The organism is Nocardia beijingensis NBRC 16342, assembly GCF_001612785.1.
In the GTDB taxonomy this organism is placed as follows: Bacteria; Actinomycetota; Actinomycetes; order Mycobacteriales; family Mycobacteriaceae; genus Nocardia; species Nocardia beijingensis.
Genome location: NZ_BDBC01000063.1, coordinates 19981 through 41901, shown reverse-complemented (window position 1 = coordinate 41901; position 21921 = coordinate 19981). Strand labels below are relative to the sequence as shown.

Sequence of the window (21921 nt, the reverse complement as noted above, 5' to 3'; positions counted from 1 at the left end):
CCCCATATTGGCCTGCCTTTCGCGCGTAGAGGCTCCGGGGTCAAGAGTGGCGTGAGCCATCCCGGAGGGACGCCGTAGGCGCTCTTGACGCTGGAGGGGCGCGGGAACACAATGCAGGCCACCACACAGCAGGGCCAAGCGGCCGAAGGACGCTCAGCTTCGTTCTGAGCCGGGAAAGGGGGCGATTCGATGGCCCGTCGTCAGCCACTTTTCAATGGGGGAACCTGGTTGATTCGAGCGGCAGTGCTCGTCGGTCTCACGGTGGCGCTGGCATGGCCGTTCATGGTGGCGACCGCCATCGCCGTTAATGGCTTCGGCGTCGCGAACCCGTCGACAACGAGGACGGTGATCGGCTGGGTCGCGGAAGTCCCCTGGCTGGTGTTCCTGGTCGTACTGGCGTGGGCGATTCTGACCAAACGGGCTGCGGACCAGCCCGAGAAGAAGTAGGGGGCCGAAGCCCCCTCTGGGATCAGTCGGGTAGCGGGCCATGGTCTCGATGTTGCGGCGGTGCTGGGCGTCGCACTGGTGGCAGCGCCACCGGATTCCCCGCTGTTCGCCGTGTGTGGGGCCCCCGCTCGGCTGTCCGCGGTGACCTGCTCGTGAACAAGTGCCGAGCCCCACGGGACCACAGCCGGTTGACCGGACAGAGTGCTGGCGGATTCGTCGAGGACTGCGGGAGGTCAGTCGGGTACGGCTGTCGTCGTGCCCAGCACTGCGAGGACGTTGAAAAAGCGGCCAGACAGGAACAAGGTGCGTTCTGCCACGTCGCCAAACGCGGGGCAACGCACCGACGCGCCCGCCTGCCGCAGCTTGCGGAGGCCGGCGGTTGCGCGTCGCGGCGCGGTGCGCCGCGTAGGCGGCGCGCCAGCGCCGCCCTTGATCCTATATAGCCAAATTCGGCAACAACCTGCATGACGCTAGGCGCGGGCGGTGGCCTTCATCGGCTTCCAGCTCGGGAGTCAGTGCGTCGAATCCCGGGAGCGGTCGCGTTCCAACCAGGCGGTGCATCGCTGGACGTAGGCGGGAAGTTCGGATGCTGCGAACTCGTCAGCGATCCAGTCGAGCTGGTCGACGGGCTTCTTCCATGCGTAGACCATCGCGTGGAGGCCACTGTCGAGGGTGACGGGCACGAGGTCGTAGTCGTCGTCCTCGAACCGATCGAGAAGCATCCATTCCACGGGCGTGATGCCGCTTAGGACCCGACCGTATGCCGACCTGGCTGGGTCGGGTACGAGGCCGGGGTAGACGCGGTGAGGCAGGCGAGCTACTCGCCATCCGCTGAGTTTGTCTTCGGCCGACTTCGGAACCCGGCCGATGAGGGCGTCGAGAACTGGGGCAAGCTGTAGCGTTCCGTATGCGAACAGGGGTGTCGTCTCGGTCGAATTCAGGCCCGCTGGCCCGAGGATGTCGAATCGAGTCTCGTGCACTCGCCGGGTCTCAATTGACATTCGGAATCTCCTTGGTGCGCTTCCGCTCGATGTGCTCGACGTCCCATCGGACCGTGGCAGATTGCCCAGGGCGCAGGTAGTCACGAGTGAGGGTGACCAGAACGTCATCTCCGTCATTGTCCCAGATCAGGTCTTCTGACACCGTTTGCTCAGAGCCGTTGACCTGTTCCTCTGTGGCGGAGTACGACAACAGACGGCCAACTGCGTTGTGCCGCAACGTGATCGTGACGTGGCGCGTATACCGCGGCAATCCCTGCCGCCAGTAGTGGTCACTTACGAACTGTCCACCAGCACATTCGTATGCGATGGTGCCGGTCTCACCCGGGCGGATGGGCGGCGATATCTGGCAGGCGAACTTGGAAAGTCCGGGCGTGTCGTGAATGCGCTGGATGATAACTTTGCGCGATCCAGTGGTCGACGGTGTGATTTGAATTCCGTTGGGTGTGTGCTCGAACCAGACTTCTCGCGCTATTCGCGTCACGGGGTGCTCGCTCATATTGAATAGCTCATGCCGGTAGCACACGGTCGAGAGTCCATCGCTCCGAATGTCGATACTGACGTGCATCTCAAGCTCGACAACCTGACCCGCGAGACTTGCCAGTCGTGCTGTCTCTTGGGCGTCGATGCGAAGAACACGAGCCAGCGCTACCAGCTTCTTGGCAACCAGTTGCATGGTGTCCGGGATGTCACTTCCTCCCCCGAGCGCGCCGTCGAGTCCGGTAGCCTGGCGACCGTTTCGTGCTATCGGCGTGTTCCAAGTTGCGCGATGGGCATCGGGGGCGCTGAACGCTTCTTCCACTGCACGGACGAGATGAGCGACTCCGGCATGATCCTGTCCGCTGGCAACGGGACCATCTGTGATCGCTTCGAATAGCGCTTCGGCCGTCCATCCCGGGAACATGGCTTCCAGCACTCGGCAGTGGTCCGGGTACGGCAACCCCTTAAGCTCGCCAGCTAACCAGCGATGCAGTTGTCCTCGACTCGGTGCTGTACCGATCAACTGCGGATCGACACCCGATGCCACACGGTCATACTCCCGGCAGAACGTCGCGTACTTCTGCCAGTGTCGTTCTCGTAGCAGTTGTTTCAATCGGATCGATGCCATAGGCGCTCCCCTCCCCTGGCCTGCTGAGCAGTAGACGAGACACAGACGCTACAACAGCCGCGACATGTGCGACAGTCCCGCATGAGACGCGACATCGCGGAGCGTAGTGCCGCAACATCGTGTCGGCGTTTCCTGAAGTCGTGAATCGCACAACGCCGACCGGGACGGCCGGTCTTTCAGCCCCGGCCTTGGGTGTTGCCCTCGATTCGATCGAGACGCGCGCCAAGGTCATCCGTAATCCTGCGCAGCTGTTGAACCTCAGCGCGAAGGTCGTCGAGATCGTGGATCGGATCGCTTGGCCGATCGGCCGCAACGAAGACGCCGACGGCTGGCGTGGTCACCACCCATCCCTCGTCTTGGAGCACTCGGAGAGCCTTTTGCGCAGTGCCCAGCGACACCCCGAAGTCTTCCGCGAGCCGACGGTTCCCCGGCAGGCGGTCGCCGGGCTGGCGGGCGCCAGAGCGAATTTCGTCCTTGATTTGCTCTACAACCCGCCGATATGTGGCGAGGCCAGCACGTACGGAGTCCATCGGGCAAGTGTACGTAAACCGATATGTGCCGATCTAGGTCAGACACTTCCATGCTGCTACGTACTGATGCATACTGCTATGTATCAGTTGGTCTCGTTTGGGTCGGAGGTTTTCTCGATGAACACACAGCTCGTGCACTCGCAAGTGGACACAGTGATGACCGAGGCTCAGGCACGGTTGCTGTTGCTGGGCGCGGAGGCGTTGTCCATCCAGGAGCGTTGGTTGCTGGCCTGGCTGTTGGCGCGACCGAACCGGATGTCTATCGCGTTCGAGGAGATCGCGGGACTGGGGCCGGTGGGCTCGCCGGAGTTCGGCGCGATGTGCGCGCGGTGGCGTGAGTGCGGGCTGCTGCGTCTGGCCTACAGCGAGGAGCGCGACGCGACGCTGTGGCAGGCGACCGACTTCGCTGAGGTGGTGCTGCGGTTGAGCCCGGTGGAGTGGGTGCTGGCGACCACGCCGCATGCGCCGGTGGAGCTGGACGACGTGATCGAGCTCGGGGCGGTGGCGTGATGGCGGTGAACACGACCTTGCGGGAGGCGATCCTGCTGGCGGGGTTGACTCCGGCGAAGCTGGCCGAACGGGTGCAGGTGGACCCGAAGACGGTCGAGCGGTGGGTCGTCCAGGGGCGGCGTCCGCACCCGGTGACCCGCTATGCGGTGGCTGCGCAGCTGGGGAAGTCGGTCGCCGATCTGTGGCCGGATGAGACGGCGTCGGCGCGGCCGTCGCGGTTGTCCTTCGCCGGAATCTGCATCTGGTGCGAGCGCTCGGGCTGTGAGTCGTCGGACTGTGTGGTGCGGCACGAGTCGTCGCAGTGGGAGACCTGCCCGGCGTGCGCGGGGACGCCGTGGACTCGTCCGGGTGGCTGCGGCTGCCTGTTCGGAGTGGTGCAGTCGGCGAAGTTCGCGACCCTGAGGAGTCACGCGGCATGACGGCGGAGAACGTCACGCAACTGCCCAGCCCTGTCGCCGATGGTGATGGGGCTGCGGCCCGTGAAACAGCGGCCGAGCGACGCGCCCGGCTCAACGTCGTGGAGCTGGCCTACGACATGGCCGAACAGCATGGGGTGTGCCGTCGACCGCTGGCCATGCTCGCCACCGATCTGGACACCCACGGTTCGAAATATGTTGGCGCCCCGTGCAAGTCGACCCTTGAGTGCGTCTGCCCCGCGTGCGCGGCGAAGGCTCGGGCGCTTCGGATTCAGCAGGCCAGGGAGGGCTGGCACATCGAGGAGGAACCCGTGATCGAGAAGAACCCACCCACCCAGCAGCAAACCGACCTGCTCACCGCGCGCGCGAGGCTGATGCAGGAGTACGAGAAGGCCCGCGACGACGGCGACGAAGACGCGATGGACGGTATCCGCGAAGTCGTGGCCGACCTGGACGAAGAGTTGCGCGCGACGGGCATCAAGGGCAAGCTGCCCAGTCTGGAGCCGGAGGAGAAGCCTGCCCGGAAGCGGTCGACCAAGCGGCGCCAGGAGCAGCCGGACCTGCCGCGTAAGAAGGTCGCCAAGACCACAGTGGGGCGGGTGTACAAGGGCAAGTACCGGCCCTCGATGTTCATCACCCTCACCCTGCCCTCCTACGGGCGTATCCATCGCGACGGCGCCGGGGTGGACGACAAGGGCAAGCCCATCTCCGACGGGGCCCCGATCGATCCGGAGTCCTACGACTACCGCCGCGCCGCACGCGACACGATCCACTTCTCGGCGTTGTTCGACCGGTTCATCCAGAACTACCGTCGCGCCTCGGGACGGGATATCCAGTACTTCGCGACGGTGGAGCCGCAGCGGCGCGGGGCCCCGCACATCCACATCGGAGTCCGCGGTACCGATCCGCACGCGCTGATCCGCCAGATCGCGGCGGCGACCTATCACCAGGTGTGGTGGCCGCACTTCGACCACGAGGTCTACACCGACCGCATGCCGTATTGGGACTACACCGCCGGCCGATTCGTCGACCCCGACACTCACGAGCCGGTGCCGACGTTCACCGAGGCGTTGGACCTGATGGACACCGTGGACGAGCTGGAGCCCGCGCACGTGATCCGCTTCGGCGACCAGGTCGACAGCAAGGGCATCCTCGGCGGCACCGAGGAAGCCGGGCGGCATATCGGGTACCTGACGAAGTACCTCACCAAGTCCGTGGGCGACGTGCTGGAAGCCAAGACCCAACGGGCGGCCGACCACTACGACCGTCTCCACGCCGAGCTGTGCAAGACACCCTGCTCACCCACGTGCGGGGTGTGGTTCCGCTACGGCATCGTCCCCAAGGGCGCCACCGCCAAGACCATCCCCGGCCTGTGCAAGGGCAAGGCACACCGCCGCGACACTCTTGGCATGCGGGGGCGTCGGGTGCTGGTGTCGCGGAAGTGGACCGGGAAGGACTTGGCCGACCACAAGGCCGATCGTGCGGAGTTCGTTCGGCAACGTCTCGCCGAGGCCGGGATCTCGCGGGAGGTGATCTCCCGGCTTCAGATCACCCCGGCCGAACCGGGCGACCCGAACGTGCCGCCTCGGGAGCACCTGATCATGCAGATGGTGGCCCAGAAGATCACCTGGCAAGCCGAGTACACCCGCGCCCAGCTCGCGGACCCACCCATAGACCTGAGGCCCAGTGAAGCCGCTGCGGCACAACATGATTCAGTCGACGACACGGCGGCGTAGGGGAGAGGTCGAACGGTGACTATCGAGTCGAGATACGTGGACGTGGAGGGGGCGGCGGCGTACCTGGGTACCGGCGTCCGGTTCATTCGTCGGCTGGTCGCGGAACGTCGGGTGGTGTTCTACAAGATCGGCGGGCATGTGCGGTTCAAGGTGTCGGACCTGGAGGCGTACGCCCAGGCGGGCAGGGTCGAGCCGATCGAAGTCTGCTGGAGCGGCGGCAGGGCGGTGGCCTGATGGCACGACGGCGGTTCGGCAAAGTCCGCAAGCTGCCTTCCGGCAAGTATCAGGCGTCGTTCATCGGCCCCAACGGCAAGCGGCAGAACGCGCCGAACACCTTCCGGACGAAGACCGACGCGGACCGGTGGCTGGTCAACGTCGAAGCCGACATCAGCCGGGGCGCCTGGCTCGATGAGCGGATCGGGCGTCAGCGGTTCGGCGACTACGCCGCGGCCTACCTGCGCGACAACCCGGACGTGGGTCCGCGGTGGGAGGAGACGTGCAGACGGAACATGCGCCTGCACATGACGGAGCTGCTGGACAAGCCGCTGATCGCGATCACGCCTCCGGTGGTGCGCAGCTGGCACGCCAAGGCGCTGGCTGGCACTGGCGGCAAGACCTCCATCGCCCAGTCCTACCGGTTCCTGCGGACGGTGATGAATCAGGCGAAACGGGACGGCGCGATTTCGGCAAATCCGTGCACAATCAAGAGCGCCGGTTCTGACCGAGCGAAGGAACGCACGGTAGCGACTCCGGCCCAGGTCGCCGAACTGGTCGAGAAGATCACTCCCCGTTATAGGGCGGCAGTGTTGCTCGCGGCGTGGTGCGGTCTGCGGCGCGGCGAGATCATCGGGCTGGCGGTCGTGGACCTGGACCTGGTGGCTGATGAGGTCTGGGTCCGGCGCAATCGAGTGGAACTCCTGGAGTCCGGCGAGGCGTTCGACAAGGACCCGAAGACCGACGCGGGCAAGCGGCCGGTGTCCATCCCACCGCACCTTCGGCCGTTCCTCGTGGAGCACCTGGAGAAGTGGTCGGGGCCTACCTGGCTATTCGTCGGCCAGGACGGTCAGCGGATGCGGGGCAACGCGATCTACCAGGCGTTCGTCCGGGCACGGAATCGGGTCGGAGTGGAGGTCAGCTTCCATGACCTTCGGCACACGGGCCAGACCTTGGCTGCGGCGACCGGGGCCACGCTGGCCGACCTGAAGAAGCGACTCGGGCATGCCTCGACGGCTGCCGCGCTGCGGTACCTGCACGCTGTCGACGGCCGGGACAAGGAGGTCGCCGCCGAGCTGAGCAAGCTGGCAGCCAGAGGCAATGCGGTCGAGCTGCCGCGCACCATCATCGTGAGGCACTGACAGATTCGGGGCACGTGGGGGACACGACCGCACGTGCCACCGTTCTGACCTGCAACGATGTGCCTGACTCACACGCGGAAGGTCGCTGGTTCGATCCCAGCTGGGACCACTTCATCCCCTCGACATTGTACCTGGTTGGGGGGATTTTTGTGTTCCTGGTCGTTTCCGGCTCGGGTCGGGTCTATCGGCCCCGAGCATCATGGGAACGGGTCACAGGGTCTTGCGGGGGTGGGTATCCCTACCCCTGGGGTATCTGGTTGCCGAGTGTTTGCTCTTCGACGATGGGAGTACGGATTCTCCATCGCTCGAGTGAGGAAAGAACGGCTCTATGTCCATCGCTCTCGACCAGGCACCTCGCATCCGCACGGCTCCGCACGCGCGGGAGCACGCGCTCCCGTCGGTGCCGCCGCCGACCGTACCCGTCATCGAAGCAATTGCCACCGGTACGCCGGGCTTGGTCCTCGATCAGTCCGTCGCAGCGGACTGGATGGCGGGGCAACTCACCGATCCGGAGCGGAAAGACCAGGTCAGACGGATCTTCCGCAAGACGATGATCGGTAGCCGGCGCTTCGCGGTCGACCCGCTGGACCCTCGGATTCACGCGCCGGGCGGCGCACCGGCGCCGATCCAGGAGCGCATGCGCCTGTTCTACCGCCATGCCGTCCCGCTGGCGGTCGACGTGGCGCGGCGCGCGCTCGACGGAACCGACCCGGCCGACCTCGGGCTTCTGATCTTCGCGACGAGCACCGGCGTCATCGCGCCCGGCGTCGATGTCGCCGTCGTGGAAAACCTAGGATTGCCTCGGTCGGTCGCCCGCCTGGTCGTCAACTTCATGGGCTGCGCGGCGGCGATGAACGGAATACGCGCCGCCTCCGATTTCGTCCGGGCCAACCCCGGCAAGAAGGCGATGGTCCTGTGCATCGAACTCAACTCGGTGCATGCCGTCCCCGTGGGGGGTATCGGCGACGCGGTGACCCACAGCCTGTTCGGAGATGGATGCGGGGCGGTCGTCATCGGAGCGAAGCGGGGGCAGGAACCGGCCGAACCCGGGACGATCGTCCTGCGGGACACCTTCACCCACCTGTTCGAGGACACCGAAGACGGCATCGTGGTCGGCGTCAATCACGACGGCATCACGTGCGAGCTGTCCGAGAACGTCCCTCGGTACATCTACGACGGCGTTGCTCCCGTCGTGCGTGATGTCCTGCGCCGCAACGGATTGCGGCAGCCGGACATCGACGTGTGGGCGATCCACCCGGGCGGCCCGAAGATCTTGCTCGAATCCGCGCGATCGCTGGGCCTCCCACCGGAAGCCGCATCGGCCAGCTGGGAGGTGCTCGGCGAATACGGGAACATGTCGAGCGTCTCACTGATCTTCGTGCTGGAACGGATAGCCGGTGAGACCTCCGGGACCGAGCCGCTCTCGACGGGCGTGGCGTTCTCCTTCGCGCCAGGCGTCGCGATCGAGGGATTGCTCTTCGACGTCGTGCGGCGGTGAGCACGCCGTCTCTGGGTCGGGGCGTCGGCATCCCTTTGTTGCGCTGTGACCTGAGTCACATTATGGTAGCGGTTGCGGTCAGCCGGATCGGAAACCTTTTCACACGCTTTGTGAACTCTTTACTATCGTTTCCGTTCACCGTCTCGACCGCCGTTTCACGGGTCGCTTCTGTCGACCGGATGAAGGCCAACGCTTCGCCCGCTGCTCGCTTTCGATGCCAAGAACATGTTTGACCGATGAACCGGGTCCACCCGGCGAAGGAGAAAATATGTCCACCGACACCGATCTCGCACCCCGGACGTCGCCGCATGCACGGATCACCGGTCCTCTGACCAGTATCGGACGTGCCGATCTGCCCGCTTCCATCGTGGTCTTCCTGGTCGCGCTTCCCCTCTCGCTCGGCGTCGCGGTGGCCTCCGGCGCTCCCGTCGCCGCAGGCCTGATCGCCGCCGCCGTCGGCGGCGTGGTGGCCGGGCTACTCGGTGGTTCCTCGATTCAGGTCAGCGGGCCCACCGCGAGCCTCACCGTGGTCGTCGCCGCGAGCGTGCACCAGTTCGGCTGGGCCGCAACGTGCTTCATCACCATCGGCGCCGGAGTGCTGCAGATCCTCTTCGGGCTCAGTCGCGTCGCGCGCGCCGCGCTTGCCATCGCACCGGTGGTCGTGCACGGCATGCTGGCCGGCATCGGCGTGGTGATCGCGCTGCAACAGGTGCACGTGCTGCTCGGCGGCAACTCGCTGAGTTCGTCGTTCGCCGCGCTGGCCGAGCTGCCGCGGCAGCTGCTGTCGGTGCGTACCGGCGACCTGTGCGTCGGCCTGGTCGTCATCGGCATCCTGATCGCGTGGCGCTTCGCGCCGCGGCGGGTGCGCGTGATCCCGGGACCGCTCGTCGCGGTGGTCACCGCCACCCTGCTGGCGCTCGTGCTGCCCACGCACGTCGAGCGCCTCGTGCTGGACGGGTCGTTGCCGGACTCCGTGGGGCTGCCCGCCATCCCCTCCGGCGGCCTGACGGCCATCGCCTCGACCATGGTGACGATCGCCCTCATCGCCAGCATCGAGAGCTTGCTGTCAGCCGTCGCGGTGGACAAGATGCGGCCGGGGCACCGTACCGATTTCGACCGGGAGCTGATCGGGCAGGGTTCGGCCAATGTCGTGTCCGGCTTGCTCGGCGGCCTGCCGATCGCGGCCGTCATCGTGCGCAGCATCACCAACGCGAACGCGGGCGCCCGCAGCCGGGCGGCGACCGTGCTGCACGGCGTGTGGATCCTGCTGTTCGCGGTGGCCCTCGCCGGACTCGTGCGGCAGATCCCGACCGCCGCGCTGGCCGGGCTGCTCATCTTCGTCGGCGTGCAGCTGATCAAGCTGGCGCACATCCGGCTGGCCCGGCGGGCCGGTGAAGTGTACGTCTACCTGGCGACGGTGCTGGGTGTGGTGTTCCTGAATCTCTTGCAGGGCATGCTGATCGGGCTGGTACTGGCATTCGCGCTGCTGTTGTGGCGGGTGGTGCGCGTGATGATCGTCGCGGCGCCGGTTCCCGGCTCGCGTCGCTGGGTGGTCGCCATCGACGGCACCTGCACCTTCCTGGCCTTGCCGAAGCTCACCGCGGAGCTGGCGAAGGTCCCGGCCGACGCCGATGTGACCGTCGAGATGGCCGTCGACTTCCTCGACCACGCCACGCACGAGTTCCTCACCGAGTGGGCGCGCGAGCGCGAAACCAGCGGCGGCACGGTGGAATTCGCCGAGCTGGGCGGCGAACGGATGACCGCCACGTTGGCCGGACCGCCCGAGCGCGGGCACTTCAGGCAGGTCGTCGAACAGGTCATCGGACCGTGGCGGCCAACGAGCGACAGGGAGAACCGCATCGCGGCAGGGATCGCCGCCTACCACCGCGGCCACGCCCACCTGCTGCGCCCGCATCTGGACAAGCTGCGGCATCGGCACGCCGCCGACTCGTTCTTCCTCACCTGCGCGGACGCCAGGATCGTGCCGAACGTCATCACCAACAGCGGCCCCGGCGACCTGTTCACCGTGCGCAATGTGGGCAACCTGGTGCCGACGGGCGGCGGGGACGTCTCGGTGGAGGCGGCACTGATCTACGCGCTGGAGCGGCTGGACGTGCGCGCGGTCGTGGTGTGCGGCCACTCCGGCTGCGGTGCGATGGAGGCGCTGCATCGCGAAGTGCGGGCCGGGGCCGGTCTCGGCGACTGGCTGGAGCACGCGCGGCCGAGCCTGGAGCGCTACCGGCTCGGACATCCGGTCGCCGCCGCTGCGGCCGTCGCGGGCTTCGGGCCGGTGGACCAGCTGGCCATGGTGAACGTCGCGGTGCAGGTGGAGACCTTGCACGCCCATCCGGTCGTGCGGCGGGGGATCGAGGAGCGGGGCGTGACGGTTTCGGGATTGTTCTTCGACCTCGCCACGGCGCGAGTGATCGAGGTCATGGTGGACGGTATCGCGGAGTTCGGCGACGAGCGCGGGCGTATCGCGGCGGAGCCGGTCTGACCAGGCATTGTGTGGTGGATCACGATGATCGGCGACAGCAGCGCAGTGGGGAATGACACACAATCGGCGAACTTCTCAGGCTTTGCTAAGTCTTTACCAATACACTTGCACTCGTTTACATCTCGACTCATCGCTGTGTCGGGACTGCTTCACCGCGAGATGCCGGTTCGCGGTCTTGTGCCCTGCTGGACATGTTGATCGTCAACCGACCTCGGCGAAACAGCCGAGTCGGCGAAGGAGAGTCATGGCTATCGATCACGATTTGGCCCCGCCACCGTCCATGCCCGCACCGCCGGGCCCGGGCCGCAGTTCCGGACCTCTGTCCGACCGCTTCACCGATATCCTCCGTCACGATCTGCCCGCCTCGATCGTGGTTTTCCTTGTCGCGCTGCCGCTTTCGCTCGGCATCGCGATCGCCTCCGGAGCCCCCGTCGCCGCCGGGCTCATCGCCGCCGTCATCGGCGGCATCGTCGTCGGAACGCTCGGCGGCTCGGTTTTGCAGGTCAGCGGCCCCGCCGCGGGCCTCACCGTCGTTGTCGCCGAGACCATCAACCAATTCGGTTGGCGTACCGCGTGTTTCATATTCTGCGCGGCCGGTGTGCTGCAAATCCTGCTCGGCCTCAGCCGCGTGGCCAGGGCGGCGCTCGCCGTCGCGCCCGTGGTGGTGCACGCGATGCTCGCCGGCATCGGCATCACCATCGCCCTGCAGCAGATCCATGTGCTGCTCGGCGGCTCCTCGCACAGCTCGGCCTGGCGCAACATCATCGAGCTGCCCGGACAGCTGCTGTCGCTGGAGGGCGGCGGCACGCTGATCGGCACGGTCGTGATCGCGATCATGCTCGGCTGGAAGTACCTGCCCGCGAAAGTCAGGGTCGTGCCGGGTCCGCTGGTCGCGGTGCTGGTCGGCACGGTGTTGTCGCTGGTGTTGCCGCTGAACGCCGAGCGCATCGTGCTCAACGGCTCGCTGTTCGACGCCATCGGCCTGCCCGCTCTGCCGAGCGGCGACTGGTCGGGTCTGGTGCTGGCCATCCTCACCATCGCGCTGATCGCCAGCGTGGAGAGCCTGCTGTCGGCGGTGGCCGTGGACAAGATGCACTCGCGCAAGCGCACCGACTTCGACCGGGAGCTGATCGGCCAGGGCTCGGCGAACGTGCTGTCGGGGCTGCTCGGCGGCCTGCCGGTCACCGGCGTGATCGTGCGCAGCGCCACCAACGTGCAGGCGGGCGCGCACAGCCGCGCCTCCGCGATCCTGCACGGCGTGTGGGTGCTGGTGTTCTCGGTGGCGCTGGTCTCGGTGGTGGAGCAGATCCCGAAGGCCGCGCTGGCCGGTCTGCTCATCGTCATCGGCATCCAGCTGGTGAAGCTGGCCCACATCAAACTGGCGCGGCGCACCGGCGACCTGCTGGTCTACGCGGTGACGGTGCTCGGCGTGGTGTTCGCGAACCTGCTCGAGGGTGTGCTGATCGGCCTGGCCCTCGCCTTCGGCCTGCTGCTGTGGCGGGTGGTCCGCGTCGCGGTGAAGGCCGAACAGATTCCTGGCACCCAGCGCTGGTTGGTCACCATCGACGGCTCGGCCACCTTCCTCGCGTTGCCGAAACTGTCGGCGCAGTTCGCGAAGATCCCTGCCGGTGTCGACGTCACGGTGGAGATGACCGTCGACTTCCTCGATCACGCGGCGTTCGAGGCGATCGAGGAATTCGCCCGCCAGCAGGTGAACAACGGCGGCAGCGTCGATTTCGTGGAGATCGGCGGCGCCAGGATGGCCCACGCAGGGGCCCAGCCGCCCGCGCGCAGCTTCGCGCGCTCGGTTTGGGACGAGATCCTCGGCCCGTGGCGACGCGACGAGCGGCACGAGAACCCGGTCGCGGCGGGTGTGGCGGCCTACCACCGCAGCCACGCCCACGTCGTCCGGCCGCACCTGGACGAGCTGCGCGACACGCAGGACCCGGATTCGTTCTTCCTGACCTGCTCGGACTCGCGGATCGTGCCGAACATCATCACCAACAGCGGCCCTGGAGACCTGTTCACGGTGCGCAACGTGGGCAACCTCGCGCCCGCCGAGGGCGACGCCTCGGTGGAGGCCGCCCTGGTGTTCGCGTTGGAGCAGCTGAACGTCCGCTCGATCGTGGTCTGCGGACATTCCTCCTGCGGCGCGATGAAGGCGTTACACGCCGGAGCCGAGGTTCCCGGCGTGGACGCCTGGCTTTCCCACGCCCGGCCCAGCCTGGAGCGCTTCCGCGCGGGGCATCCGGTGGCAGGCGCGGCGCGGGAGGCCGGTTTCGGCGAGGTGGATCAGCTGAGCATGGTGAACGTGGCGGTGCAGCTCGAGTTGCTGCACCGGCACCCTGCGGTGCGCAAGGCGGTCGCCGAACGCGGCGTCAAGGTGTCGGGCCTGTTCTTCGACATCGCCTCCGCTCGCGTGGTCGAGGTGACCGAGAACGGGATCGCGCACATCGATGACGCAGCCCATCGGCCCGCTCGCGAACTCGTCTGATCGACGGGGATGGATGATCCCGCCCGGGGCGACCGCCCTGGGCGGGATCATCGCATCCGGGCACGTGGGAGCGGATTCGACCGGCCGGACGCTCGTACCCTGGGGACGTGACCGCAGATCCGGAAACGACCTCGACCGATCGGCCGACCCGCTGGCGCGCCTTCCGTGCCGGGCTCGAGCGACGACCTACGCTGTATCTCGGCTACCGGATCGTGGTCGCGGTGGCCGGTATAGCCGTGCTCGCGGCAGGTGTGCTCGCGATCCCCTATCCCGGTCCCGGCTGGGCGATCGTGTTCGCAGGGCTGGGTATCCTCGCCACCGAATTCGCTTGGGCGCGCGCGGTATTGGCGTGGCTGCGGGACCGGTACCGGCAATTGATGGACTGGTACTCCCGTCAGGGCCGCGTCGTGCAGGTGGCCGGGGCCGTCGGCACCGCCGCGCTGGTGGTGGCGACGCTGTGGGTATTGGGAACGTTCGGGCTTGTGGGTAGTTGGATCGGAGTCGAATGGGAATGGCTGCGCAGCCCCCTGTAACGGTGACCACCGTTCCCGGGCGCATGCTCACCCAACCGGAATGGCTGGCCGCGCGGATCGCGGAGATGGGCCATTCCTGGGGGACCACGTCGTTGCGTATCGCGGGCACGCTGTGGTGGTGCATGGTCGCGTCCGCGCTGGTGGAGCAGATCGCGCGGGCGTACGCGCACGACGAGGCCGCCCCGGAGGCCGTGCTGGAGCGGCTGGAGTGCGAAGTGCGCCCCGACGGCGGCATCGAACGGGTACGCCTCCCGGCGGACGGCGGCCAGGCCGCCGGAAGCGCGGCGGCGCTGGGCGAGACGCTGACGACCGTCATCCCGCCGGTGGCCCGGGTGTCGAGCGCCGGCGTCCCCGCGTTGTGGGCGATCGTGGCCGACGCGATCGGCAACCGCGCGCTGGACGCCGGGTCGCCGGACGCGGGCGCGCGGCTGGCCGCCGAGATCGGTGGCAAACTTCCCGTTCCGCGTTTCGTCGAGATCGGCGGACGTACTTTCGTGCGCCGCATCTCTTGCTGCCTGGTGTTCGAGGTTCCCGGCTGCGAGATGTGCACCAGCTGCCCGAAACGCCCGGCCGCCGAACGCATCGCCCTGCTCGCCGACCTGGCCGCCGAAGGCTGACCCCCCGCCGCGCGGTACCTCGACGGGTACGCCGGGAACCCGGACGCCACCCGGCCGCTACGGCGCAAAACCCGGAGGGACGGGCCGAAGCGGCGGGACAGTAGCATGGTCGCGCCGGACCAACATCGCGATCGGCCACCATCCAGCGGGGCCCGCCCGCACACGAAACGCCAAGGAGAGCGCAGCCGTGACCACCTCAGCCGCCATCAGCCCAGTCGCCCTCGTCCGGGTGCCGGCCGGGACGACGGCGGGCGCCGCGGTGCGCGAGGCGGGACTGCCGACGAAGGGGCCGGACACCGTCGTCGTCGTCCGGGTGGACGGCGAGCTCAAGGACCTGTCCTGGACCCCGGACGAGGACGTCGAGGTGGAGCCGGTCGCGGCGAACACCCCCGACGGCCGCAACGTCATCCGGCACTCCGCCGCGCATGTGCTCGCCCAGGCGGTGCAGCAGGAATTCCCCGGGGCCAAGCTGGGCATCGGCCCCTACATCAAGGACGGGTTCTACTACGACTTCCGTGTCGAGCGGCCGTTCACCCCGGAGGACCTGGCCAAGCTGGAGTCCCGGATGAAGAAGATCGTCAAGGGCGCGCAGCGGTTCTCCCGCCGGGTGGTCGAGGTCGACGAGGCCAGGGTCGAACTGGCCGGTGAGCCGTTCAAACTGGAGCTGATCAGCGACAAGTCCGGCATCGATGACCCGGAGGTCATGGAAGTCGGCGGCAAAGAGCTGACCATCTACGACAACCTGGATCCGCGCACCGGCGAGAAGATCTGGGGCGATCTGTGCCGCGGCCCGCACATCCCGACCACCAAGTTCATCCCGGCGTTCAAACTGACCCGCAGCTCGGCGGCCTACTGGCGCGGTGATCAGAGCCGCGAGGACCTGCAGCGCATCTACGGCACCGCGTGGGAGTCGCAGGAGGCGCTCGACGAGCACCTGCACCTGCTCGCCGAAGCGGAGCGGCGCGACCACCGCAAGCTCGGCCTGGAGCTGGACCTGTTCAGCTTCCCCGACGAGCTCGGTTCCGGTCTTCCGGTGTTCCACCCCAAGGGCGGCATCATCCGCAAGGAACTGGAGGACTACTCCCGGCAGCGGCACGTCGACGCGGGCTACGAGTTCGTCAACACTCCGCACATCACCAAGGGACACCTGTTCGAGGTCTCCAAGCACCTCGACTGGTACGCCGACGGCATGTTCCCGCCCATGCACCTGGACGCGGAGCTCAACGAGGACGGGACCGTCCGCAAGCCCGGCCAGGACTACTACGTCAAGCCGATGAACTGCCCGATGCACAACCTGATCTTCCGGTCCCGTGGCCGGTCGTACCGGGAGCTGCCGCTGCGGCTGTTCGAATTCGGCTCCGTCTACCGCTACGAGAAGTCCGGTGTGGTGCACGGTCTGACCAGGGTGCGCGGCATGACCCAGGACGATTCGCACATCTACTGCACCCAGGAGCAGGTGACCGAGGAGCTGACCAGCATCCTGCGGTTCGTGCTCGACCTGCTGAAGGACTACGGCCTGGACGACTTCTACCTCGAGCTGTCCACCAAGGACCCGAAGAAGTACGTCGGCTCGGACGAGGTCTGGGATGAGGCCACCGCGACCCTGGCTCGGGTGGCGGAGGCCTCCGGCTTGCAGCTGGTCCCGGATCCGGGCGGGGCCGCCTTCTACGGCCCCAAGATCTCGGTGCAGGCCAAGGACGCGCTTGGCCGCAACTGGCAGATGTCGACCATTCAGCTCGACTTCTTCGAGCCCGAACTGTTCGAACTGGAGTACACCGCCTCCGACGGGACCAAGAAGCGCCCGGTCATGATCCACCGCGCGCTGTTCGGCTCGATCGAGCGCTTCTTCGGTGTGCTCACCGAGCACTACGCGGGCGCGTTCCCGGCCTGGTTGTCGCCGGTGCAGGTCGTCGGCATCCCGGTCGCGGAGGCGTTCGCGCCGCATCTGGACCGGGTGATCGAGCGGTTGCGCGACGAGGGCGTCCGCGCGCAGGTGGACCGCAGCGACGACCGGATGCAGAAGAAGATCTTCAACAACACCGCCCAGAAGGTGCCGTTCATGCTGCTGGCCGGTGAGCGCGACGTGAACGCGACCGCCGTGAGCTTCCGCTTCCGCGACGGCACCCAGGTCAACGGCGTGCCGGTCGACGACGCGGTGGCCACCGTCGTGGAGTGGATCGCCCGTCGGGAGAACGCTTCGCCGACGGCCGATGGTTTCGAGATCCGAGCAGCGAACAAGGGTGGGGCATGACCGAGCGGACGGTGCCGGAGGGGCTCGCGGATCTGGACGGGACCGCGGCCTCGGCCGATCCGGGCAGCATCGTGGACACCGGCGCAGGGGAACCGGATCGGCTGCTGCGCCTGTGGACGCCGTACCGCATGTCCTACATCGCCGAGGCGGCCACGGGACCCAAGGATTCGACGGGCCACCCCTTCACCGACATCCCGAAGATGTCGGATGAGGACGGATTGGTCGTCGCCAGGGGCGAGTTGGTGTACGCGGTGCTGAACCTGTACCCGTACAACCCGGGCCACATGATGGTGGTGCCGTACCGCAAGGTGGCCAACCTGGAGGATCTCACCGAGGCGGAGAGCGCCGAGCTGATGGCGTTCACGCAGCAGGCGATCCGGGTGATGAAGAAGGTGTCCCGGCCGCACGGCTTCAACGTGGGGCTGAATCTCGGCGGGGTGGCCGGCGGCTCGCTGGCCGACCACCTGCACCAGCACATCGTCCCGCGCTGGGGTGGCGACGCGAACTTCATCACGGTCATCGGCGGGGCGAAGGTGATGCCGCAACTGCTGCGGGAGACCAGGGCGCTGCTGTCGGCGGCCTGGAAGGAGGCGTAGATGAGCGACCGGGCGGATCGGACGTGCTGAGTTTCTTCGGCCGCGAGACGTTCGCCAAGGCGACGGCTCCGCTCGGCCGCGCGCTCGTGGCCACCGGACTGACGCCGGACAGCATGACGCTGATCGGCACCACCGCCTCGATCCTCGCCGCGGTCACGCTGTTCCCGACCGGACACCTGTTCTGGGGAACCATGGTGATCTGGTTGTTCGTCATGTTCGACATGCTCGACGGGGCGATGGCGAGGGCGCGCGGCGGCGGCACGAAATACGGCGCGGTGCTGGACGCCACCTGTGACCGGCTGGCCGACGGCGCCATCTTCGGCGGGCTGGCCTGGTGGGCGGTGTTCCACGAGCAGCACAGGCCGTTATTCGCCGCGACGCTCGTCGTCCTGGTGACCTCGCAGGTGATCTCCTATGCCAAGGCGCGCGCCGAGGCCAGCGGCCTTTCCGCGGACGGCGGCATCATCGAGCGACCGGACCGGCTGATCATCGTGCTGGTCGGAGCCGGATTCACCGGCATCGGCGGCTACTGGGGCATCGACTGGCTCACCTACGCCGTGCACGTGGCCATGTGGATTCTCGCCGTGCTCAGCATCGTCACGGTGGTGCAGCGGGTACTGGCCGTGCGCAACTCGCCCGGGGCGCGCACCGTGATGCCGGCCGGACAGGTGCGGCGACCCGGCGCCGGCAGCGCCGACACCTCGGGACTTCCGTCGTGACCTCACTCGGTGCCGGGCGCGAACCGATCGACGGTGGCGCCCGGGTATTCGCGACGATCACCGGCGGACCAGCGGCTCGGGGGCGGGAATGACGATCGGGGAACAACTCGGCGCCGCCGGGTACGCGGCGGGCTGGCGGGTGGTGCGCGCGCTGCCGGAGCTGACGGCACGGCGGCTGTTCGAATGGGGCGCCGACCGGATCGCCCGCCGTGCCAACCGGGAATTCCACGCGGGCGGCGCGCCGGACCAGTTGCGGCGCAATCTGGCGCGCGTGCTCGGCGTCCTCCCCGCCGACGTGCCCGACGAACTGATCACGGCCAGCATGCGCTCGTACGCGCGGTACTGGCGGGAGGCGTTCCGGCTGCCCGCGATGGACCACACCGCGATCGACTATTACGTCGGCGGGCTCGAGCACCTGGATGCCGCGCTCGCGGACGGCCGGGGCGTGATCTTGGTGCTGCCGCACTCCGGCAACTGGGACATGGCGGGCGTCTGGCTGGTGCAGCACTACGGCGGCTTCACCACCGTCGCCGAGCGGCTGAAGCCGGAATCGTTGTTCGAGCGGTTCGTCGCCTACCGGGAGAGCCTCGGCTTCGAGGTGTTCCCGTTGACCGGCGGCGAGCAGCCGCCGTTCGGCCGGTTGGCGGAGCGCCTGCGGCAGAACAAGATCGTGTGCCTGATGGGCGAACGCGACCTCACCGGCAAGGGTGTGCCCGTGGACTTCTTCGGTGAGCGCACCTGGATGCCGGCGGGCGCGGCGAAACTCGCCATCGAGACCGGCGCGGCGTTGCTGCCGGTGCACGCGTGGTTCGAGGCCGACGCCGACGGCCGCGAGAACTGGGGACTGAAAACCGAGGCGCCGCTGGACGTTTCCGGTGGCGTGGCCGCGGCCACCCAAGCACTCGCCGACCGTTTCGCGGCGAATATCGCCGAGCACCCCGCGGATTGGCACATGCTGCAACCATTGTGGGAGAGCGATCTCTCGCCGCAGCGGCGTGCCAGAATCGGCGCCGCGCAGGCGAGCATCAAGGCCGAACAGGGAGACGTATCGCCATGAAGATCGGCATGGTCTGCCCCTATTCGTTCGATGTCCCCGGTGGGGTGCAGGCCCATGTGGTCGAACTGGCGCGGGTGTTCATCGAACGCGGGCACAAGGTGAGCGTCCTTGCGCCCGCCTCGGAGGGCACCCCGCTGCCGGAATTCGTGGTGTCGGCGGGGCGCGCCGTGGCCATCCCGTACAACGGGTCGGTGGCGCGACTGTCGTTCGGGCCCATGGCCTACACCAGGATTCGCCGGTGGATCGAAGGCAACGACTTCGACGTGCTGCACATCCACGAGCCGAACGCGCCGAGCCTGTCCATGCTCGCGCTGAAGATCGCCGAGGGCGCGATCGTGGCGACCTTCCACACCTCCACGACGAAATCGCTGGTGCTCAGTACATTTCAGGGAGTGCTGCGGCCCTATCACGAGAAGATCCTCGGTCGTATCGCGGTGTCGGAGCTCGCGCGCCGCTGGCAGGTCGAGGCGCTCGGCTCGGACGCGGTCGAGATTCCCAACGGCGTGGACGTCCCCGCGTTCGCCCGCGCCCCGATGCTGCCCGGCTATCCGCGGCCCGGCGGGACGGTGCTGTTCCTCGGTCGCTACGACGAGCCGCGCAAGGGCATGCAGGTGCTGCTGGGCGCGCTGCCCGAGTTGGTGCGCAAGCATCCCGGCGTCGAGATCCTGATCGTCGGCCGTGGCGAGGAGGACCGGTTGCGCCGGGAAGCCGGCGAGCTGGCCGGGCATCTGCGCTTCCTCGGGCAGGTGTCCGACGAGGAGAAGGCCTCGGCGATGCGGAGCGCGGACGTGTATGTCGCGCCCAACCTGGGCGGCGAGAGCTTCGGCATCATCCTGATCGAGGCGATGGCGGCGGGCACCGCGGTCGTGGCCAGTGAACTGGACGCCTTCCGCCGGGTGCTGCGGGACGGCTCGGCGGGCATGCTGGTCCCGGTCGGCGACTCCGCGGCCCTGGCCGCCGCGCTGCACACCGTGCTCACCGACGACGTGCGCAGAGAGGCTCTGGTGCGGACCGCGACGCAGGTCGTGGGGGAGTACGACTGGCCGGTGGTGGCCGAACAGATCCTGCGCGTCTACGAGACGGTGACCGTGGGCGACACGAGAGTGCGGGCGGCCGGATGATCACCTTCTCCGCGACCACGGTTCTCGTCCTCGCGCTGATCGCCGCGGTGGTCGTCGCGATCGGCTTGTGGGCGTATTCCACCGCCAACCGGCTCGACCGGCTGCACGTGCGCTCCGACCAGTCCTGGCAGGCGCTCGACGCGGCGCTGGCGCGGCGCGCGGTGGTGGCCAGGTCGGTCGCCATGGCGATCGCGGGTCCGGTGTCCGATCCGGCCATGGCGGAGCAGGCCGCACAACTGGCGGCGCTGGCGGACCGGGCCGAGCGCGCGGGCCGCGCCGAGCGGGAGACGGTGGAGAACCGGTTGTCCACGGCGCTGTCGGCGGTCGACATCGGCACGCTGCGCCCGCAGCTCGTCGCCGAGCTGGCCGACGCCGAGGCCAGGGTGCTGATCGCCCGCCGCTTCCACAACGACGCCGTGCGCGACACGCTGGCGTTGCGCACACGCCGCCCGGTCCGCCTGCTGCATCTCGGGGGTACCGCTCCCTTGCCGTCCTACTTCGAGATCACCGAGCGCGCGACCCCCGCCGCGTCCACCGGCCTCGCGGTGGACACCATCCGCACCACCGCACGGGTCGTGCTGTTCGACGAGAACGACCGGACCCTGCTGATGCGTGGCAACGATCCGAAGACGCCCGAGGTGTCGTTCTGGTTCACCGTCGGCGGCGGCGTCGAGCCGGGGGAGAGCCTGCGGGCGGCGGCGGTCAGGGAACTGTACGAAGAGACGGGATACCGCGCGGACCCGGCCGACCTGCGTGGTCCGATCTGGCGGCGGGTCGCGGTGTTCCCGTTCGACGGTGAGCTGATCCGTTCCGAGGAACTGTTCTTCGCGCTGCGAGCGCGGGAATTCGAACCGCACGCGGCGAACCGGACGGTGATCGAACGCCGCTCCATCACCGGACACAAATGGTGTACCGCGGCCGACATCGTCGCACTGGACCGTTCCGGCGAGACCGTCTACCCGTATCACCTGGACGAGCTGCTGGCCGAAGCGGCAGCGGCGGCATCGGGGACCGGCGATCCTGAGGTCCGCTCCATCCGCTGACCGGCCACGGAACGAGTGTGATGTGCTTCACGATCGTGCTACCGTCGCGATGATCCAGGGCGCCGGAGGGTACTGCGGACAGGGACGCATGTATTCCGGTGTCGCGGTCCCGCCGTCGGCGGTGCTGTTCGGTGTTCGGTCGTGGAGGTAGTTGGTTCATGTCGTACCTGCTGTTCGATTTCCTGTTGCCGCTGATCGGTCCCGCGGCCGCGGAGTACTGGGCGCAATTGCTGGTGGTCGGCCCGCTGTGACCGGGCGCCCGGCGCGGCGCTGGAACGGCAGGGCGGTCGAGCCTTCGCGGCGTAGGGCATCATCGCCGAGATCGCACCAGGCCAGTGCACTCCAACTGGCTATCAAGTGGCCTTTTGTGGCCCCTTAGAATCGTGGCGTTCGAG

The 21921-nt window shown here is 67.8% G+C and carries 20 protein-coding genes; 17 read left to right on the top strand and 3 right to left on the bottom strand.

Annotated elements, in window-relative coordinates; translation table 11 throughout:
* The first annotated feature begins 228 nt into the window (after positions 1-228).
* Positions 229-447, top strand: coding sequence for a hypothetical protein (locus tag NB3_RS29585; RefSeq protein WP_157112078.1), 219 nt, complete (start codon positions 229-231; stop codon positions 445-447).
* A gap of 512 nt (positions 448-959) precedes the next feature.
* On the opposite strand, the gene NB3_RS29580 is transcribed toward NB3_RS29585, so the two are convergent.
* The 3 genes from NB3_RS29580 to NB3_RS29565 form a co-directional block, all read right to left on the bottom strand.
* Positions 960-1448 (bottom strand): gamma-glutamylcyclotransferase family protein, encoded by a 489-nt coding sequence (locus NB3_RS29580; RefSeq protein ID WP_157112077.1) that lies wholly within the window; start codon positions 1446-1448, stop codon positions 960-962.
* Positions 1438-2553: a hypothetical protein gene (locus tag NB3_RS35840; RefSeq protein WP_174553259.1), complete on the bottom strand. Its 1116-nt coding sequence runs from the start codon at positions 2551-2553 to the stop codon at positions 1438-1440. The genes NB3_RS29580 and NB3_RS35840 overlap by 11 nt, the downstream gene beginning before the upstream one ends.
* 176 nt (positions 2554-2729) lie before the next feature.
* Complete coding sequence (locus tag NB3_RS29565) at positions 2730-3083, bottom strand: GntR family transcriptional regulator (protein WP_067809857.1); 354 nt, start codon at positions 3081-3083, stop codon at positions 2730-2732.
* Positions 3084-3200: 117 nt separating this feature from the next.
* Here NB3_RS29565 and NB3_RS29560 point away from each other — a divergent pair, with 117 nt between their 5' ends.
* From NB3_RS29560 to NB3_RS29485, 16 genes are all read left to right on the top strand, one after another.
* Positions 3201-3593, top strand: a complete 393-nt coding sequence (locus NB3_RS29560) for a hypothetical protein (RefSeq protein ID WP_067809855.1) — start codon at positions 3201-3203, stop codon at positions 3591-3593.
* Positions 3593-4012: a helix-turn-helix transcriptional regulator gene (locus tag NB3_RS29555; RefSeq protein ID WP_067809853.1), complete on the top strand. Its 420-nt coding sequence runs from the start codon at positions 3593-3595 to the stop codon at positions 4010-4012. The genes NB3_RS29560 and NB3_RS29555 overlap by 1 nt, the downstream gene beginning before the upstream one ends.
* Entirely contained in the window at positions 4009-5745 is a 1737-nt protein-coding gene (locus NB3_RS29550) for a replication initiator (protein ID WP_218020662.1), read from the top strand. Before NB3_RS29555 ends, NB3_RS29550 begins: the two co-directional genes overlap by 4 nt.
* A 15-nt stretch (positions 5746-5760) precedes the next feature.
* Positions 5761-5979 carry a helix-turn-helix domain-containing protein gene (locus NB3_RS29545; RefSeq protein WP_218020661.1) on the top strand — a complete coding sequence of 73 codons (219 nt, stop codon included), beginning with the start codon at positions 5761-5763 and terminating at the stop codon, positions 5977-5979.
* The gene (locus tag NB3_RS29540; RefSeq protein ID WP_084823781.1) at positions 5979-7100 is read left to right on the top strand and encodes a site-specific integrase; all 1122 of its coding nucleotides are present in this window, start codon (positions 5979-5981) and stop codon (positions 7098-7100) included. Before NB3_RS29545 ends, NB3_RS29540 begins: the two co-directional genes overlap by 1 nt.
* 328 nt (positions 7101-7428) lie before the next feature.
* Positions 7429-8598: a type III polyketide synthase gene (locus NB3_RS29535; RefSeq protein WP_067809849.1), complete on the top strand. Its 1170-nt coding sequence runs from the start codon at positions 7429-7431 to the stop codon at positions 8596-8598.
* Between the two features lie 268 nt (positions 8599-8866).
* The gene (locus NB3_RS29530; protein WP_067809848.1) at positions 8867-11095 is read left to right on the top strand and encodes a SulP family inorganic anion transporter; all 2229 of its coding nucleotides are present in this window, start codon (positions 8867-8869) and stop codon (positions 11093-11095) included.
* A 244-nt stretch (positions 11096-11339) separates the two neighbouring features.
* A complete protein-coding gene (locus NB3_RS29525) occupies positions 11340-13589 on the top strand; it encodes a SulP family inorganic anion transporter (RefSeq protein WP_067809846.1) in 2250 nt (749 codons plus the stop codon).
* Positions 13590-13696: 107 nt separating this feature from the next.
* Positions 13697-14122 (top strand): TIGR02611 family protein, encoded by a 426-nt coding sequence (locus NB3_RS29520; protein WP_067809844.1) that lies wholly within the window; start codon positions 13697-13699, stop codon positions 14120-14122.
* A gap of 2 nt (positions 14123-14124) precedes the next feature.
* A complete protein-coding gene (locus NB3_RS29515) occupies positions 14125-14739 on the top strand; it encodes a (2Fe-2S)-binding protein (RefSeq protein WP_244892136.1) in 615 nt (204 codons plus the stop codon).
* 187 nt (positions 14740-14926) lie between these two features.
* Positions 14927-16990, top strand: coding sequence for a threonine--tRNA ligase (gene thrS / locus NB3_RS29510; RefSeq protein ID WP_067809842.1), 2064 nt, complete (start codon positions 14927-14929; stop codon positions 16988-16990).
* On the top strand, positions 16987-17586 hold the full coding sequence (locus NB3_RS29505) for an ATP adenylyltransferase (RefSeq protein WP_067809841.1): 600 nt from the start codon (positions 16987-16989) through the stop codon (positions 17584-17586). The genes thrS and NB3_RS29505 overlap by 4 nt, the downstream gene beginning before the upstream one ends.
* Positions 17587-17609: 23 nt before the next feature.
* Positions 17610-18305, top strand: a complete 696-nt coding sequence (gene pgsA, locus NB3_RS29500) for a phosphatidylinositol phosphate synthase (protein ID WP_067809840.1) — start codon at positions 17610-17612, stop codon at positions 18303-18305.
* Between the two features lie 88 nt (positions 18306-18393).
* Positions 18394-19362, top strand: coding sequence for a phosphatidylinositol mannoside acyltransferase (locus NB3_RS29495; RefSeq protein WP_067809838.1), 969 nt, complete (start codon positions 18394-18396; stop codon positions 19360-19362).
* The gene (locus tag NB3_RS29490; RefSeq protein WP_067809836.1) at positions 19359-20483 is read left to right on the top strand and encodes a glycosyltransferase family 4 protein; all 1125 of its coding nucleotides are present in this window, start codon (positions 19359-19361) and stop codon (positions 20481-20483) included. Before NB3_RS29495 ends, NB3_RS29490 begins: the two co-directional genes overlap by 4 nt.
* Positions 20483-21526 (top strand): NUDIX hydrolase, encoded by a 1044-nt coding sequence (locus NB3_RS29485; protein WP_067809905.1) that lies wholly within the window; start codon positions 20483-20485, stop codon positions 21524-21526. The genes NB3_RS29490 and NB3_RS29485 overlap by 1 nt, the downstream gene beginning before the upstream one ends.
* Positions 21527-21921 lie beyond the last annotated feature (395 nt).

Excerpts from the sequence above, each read along its gene's own strand:
- NB3_RS29580 (WP_157112077.1), bottom strand. The coding sequence starts at position 1,448 with ATGTCAATTGAGACCCGGCGAGTGCACGAGACTCGATTCGACATCCTC.
- NB3_RS35840 (WP_174553259.1), bottom strand. The coding sequence starts at position 2,553 with ATGGCATCGATCCGATTGAAACAACTGCTACGAGAACGACACTGGCAG.
- NB3_RS29565 (WP_067809857.1), bottom strand. The coding sequence starts at position 3,083 with ATGGACTCCGTACGTGCTGGCCTCGCCACATATCGGCGGGTTGTAGAG.
- NB3_RS29560 (WP_067809855.1), top strand. The coding sequence starts at position 3,201 with ATGAACACACAGCTCGTGCACTCGCAAGTGGACACAGTGATGACCGAG.
- NB3_RS29555 (WP_067809853.1), top strand. The coding sequence starts at position 3,593 with ATGGCGGTGAACACGACCTTGCGGGAGGCGATCCTGCTGGCGGGGTTG.
- NB3_RS29550 (WP_218020662.1), top strand. The coding sequence starts at position 4,009 with ATGACGGCGGAGAACGTCACGCAACTGCCCAGCCCTGTCGCCGATGGT.
- NB3_RS29540 (WP_084823781.1), top strand. The coding sequence starts at position 5,979 with ATGGCACGACGGCGGTTCGGCAAAGTCCGCAAGCTGCCTTCCGGCAAG.
- NB3_RS29535 (WP_067809849.1), top strand. The coding sequence starts at position 7,429 with ATGTCCATCGCTCTCGACCAGGCACCTCGCATCCGCACGGCTCCGCAC.
- NB3_RS29530 (WP_067809848.1), top strand. The coding sequence starts at position 8,867 with ATGTCCACCGACACCGATCTCGCACCCCGGACGTCGCCGCATGCACGG.
- NB3_RS29525 (WP_067809846.1), top strand. The coding sequence starts at position 11,340 with ATGGCTATCGATCACGATTTGGCCCCGCCACCGTCCATGCCCGCACCG.
- NB3_RS29505 (WP_067809841.1), top strand. The coding sequence starts at position 16,987 with ATGACCGAGCGGACGGTGCCGGAGGGGCTCGCGGATCTGGACGGGACC.
- NB3_RS29495 (WP_067809838.1), top strand. The coding sequence starts at position 18,394 with ATGACGATCGGGGAACAACTCGGCGCCGCCGGGTACGCGGCGGGCTGG.
- NB3_RS29490 (WP_067809836.1), top strand. The coding sequence starts at position 19,359 with ATGAAGATCGGCATGGTCTGCCCCTATTCGTTCGATGTCCCCGGTGGG.